Genomic DNA, 2,300 nt, shown 5'->3' on the forward strand with positions numbered 1-2,300 from the left:
GTCGTCCACCCATCGACGAGATATTGCGGGTGCTTAAGTCTGGATTTTAGTCCTCCGGATCCGTAATGCAGCCAAAGGTTGTCGCTCGGTCGGTGTCTCCGAGCGGCAGCCGTGATGGCAACGACCTGCCGGATGAGGCCGCCGGGCGTGCGCGGACTGCCGTCGCGCACCCGAAGCGTCTTGTGCTCAGCGCCACGGGCCCGGCGCTTGATGTAGGCAATCTCGACCGTGCCGTTTGCGGGATTCTGAAGACAATCGACGGTCAAGGTCATGCAGCATTCGATCTCCAGACCGGTCTCGAGCGCTAGAAACACCATCAGCGGAATGACGTCCTGAGACGTCAGATAGTGCCATCCGTGAAGCTGATGACAGAAGTTCTCCGACGAGAGACCTCGAACCCTTCGGGCGTGCAGAAGAGCTTTATATTTACGATCGGTATGGAGGAGAATGCCTCTCGCATCGATGTTCGCATGCACGCCGTCTTCCAGGACCTTTAGATCGGAGTCTGTGGCAACCGGCCTGGGCTCGCGAAACCGTTGGAAGATACGCCCGATATCCGCACGAGCTGCATCGCGAAGCTGACGCGCAATGTAGGGGCTGTATGCATCGCGGGGACGCGACGCCGGCATCGGCGTCAACGTCGTATAGGCCAACCGGTTGCGCAGCGTGTCGGAGAAGGTGATCCTTCCTTCAGAGGCAACCTCTCGCAAGGCCACGATGACCTTCGTCAGGATGGTCAGCAGGTGGATGGGCGACTTGCCCTTTGCCGCCAACCAGGCTTCGAAACCATCGACGTGGCGCGCCTGAAGGAGTTCCGGAGCACTGGGCACGCCTTCTGTCTCTGTCATATAGGCGAAAAACAGCGGCAGGATGCGGGCGTAGGTCGCCACAGTCGATCTGACGGACAGACGCCCGCCGAGACCGGCAAGTCGCCGCAGCGCACGTGCGAACGCAAGTGCGAGCCAGCGCGGCGCCAGATGGGCGTAGTCGACCAGAACCTCGCCGCCATCCAGCGTCTGAATATTAAATCGCAGACCCGATATCGCCTCCACCGGTGGAGAAACGGCGAGTTCGCGACTGAACGCGACGGGCTGGCCCTTGCGAGGACGGGTGCTCATAGCCGGCCTCCGCTTGGCAGCAGCGCGAGCAGTTCGGCGACGGCGGTGTCGACGGTGTCGGCGCGCGTGGCGATATGGTCGAGGTACAGGGAAGTGGTCTCCAGGCTCGCATGCCCCAGAAGCCGCTGCACCTGCTGAAGAGGATCTCCGAGCAGTCTGCGGTAACCTTCTGCGGGTCCGGCGGAAATCGCCGAGGATGTGCCTTCGAGCTGGCGCTGGATCAACATCGCGAGCATATGAACCGCAAAGGTATGCCGAAGTTGATGTGGGCTGATGTCGATCGGAAATCCGTTTGTCTGGCAGCGACGGCAGGCACGGGCGAACGCCATCTCCCAGGAGTTTGGACGCACCGGCTGACCGACCTCGGTCAGCCACAGCACTGCCGGCTCGGCGGGTGCATTGTCCGGATCACAGATGACGAGACGCCCCCGTTCGTCGGGCGAGAAGACCTCTAGCGGTACAGTTCGTCCGTCGGCAAGCACAAGGCTGGCCAGGCCGGCGACCGGCCGGCGCACAAAGATCGGCCGCTCCATCAAACTCCAGCCTTGACGGGCTTTGAACTTTGCCACGGCATGCGCGCGTTCCACACGAATATAGGTCCGGAGCCGCTGAATCAGCCCGTCAGGAACAAGGATCGCCCGCCCTCGCTCGCCTTTGGTGAGACCTGCGGGCAGATTGAACCATGTCTGACGGATCGAGGAACCGAACGCCGGCAAAGCGTCGACTTCGGACGCCAAGAGAAACGATGCCTCTTCGAGCCTCAAGCCGGTTATCACCAGCATCTCCGCAAACAGCGCGTTGCGAAGTCCATTCCTATCGCGAGTTCCAGGCCGCTCGGCTCCATCCGGAGTAAGGCCACGCAGTCCGACATCCCGAAATCTCCGGAAATCCTCGAGCGTGACGAAACGGATATCGGATCGTTTTGCGCGCCGTTCGAACGCACCATTGCGAACGGCAATTTGGCCACTGCCTCGCGCGCGGCTACGGCGCCAGATATCCCGATGCGAAAATGGGCTTGACGATAGGAGTCCCTCGCCCACTCCCCATTCGTAAAGCTTGTCCATCGCCGCGACCGACCGGTTCCATGATGCGGCCGAGATCCGGCTTCCGGACTCGCCTCTTCGGCGGACGCGATGGAAGGTCTCAACGTCATCGCGAGTTGCCTGCCAGACCGTCTTGTCC

Annotated in this window: 1 protein-coding gene and 1 pseudogene; both read right to left on the minus strand. The window is 61.7% G+C overall.

Annotation, left to right across the window (positions count from 1 at the left end; genetic code table 11):
- Positions 1-1,118, minus strand: a pseudogene (locus tag EOA75_RS32005) (hypothetical protein); the annotation flags it as partial.
- The coding region (locus EOA75_RS32010) for a tyrosine-type recombinase/integrase (protein WP_127326080.1) at positions 1,115-2,300 on the minus strand (1,186 nt) is incomplete at its 5' end. The pseudogene EOA75_RS32005 and the gene EOA75_RS32010, both read right to left, overlap by 4 nt.

The organism is Mesorhizobium sp. M1A.F.Ca.IN.022.07.1.1 (assembly GCF_003997575.1).
GTDB lineage: Bacteria > Pseudomonadota > Alphaproteobacteria > Rhizobiales > Rhizobiaceae > Mesorhizobium.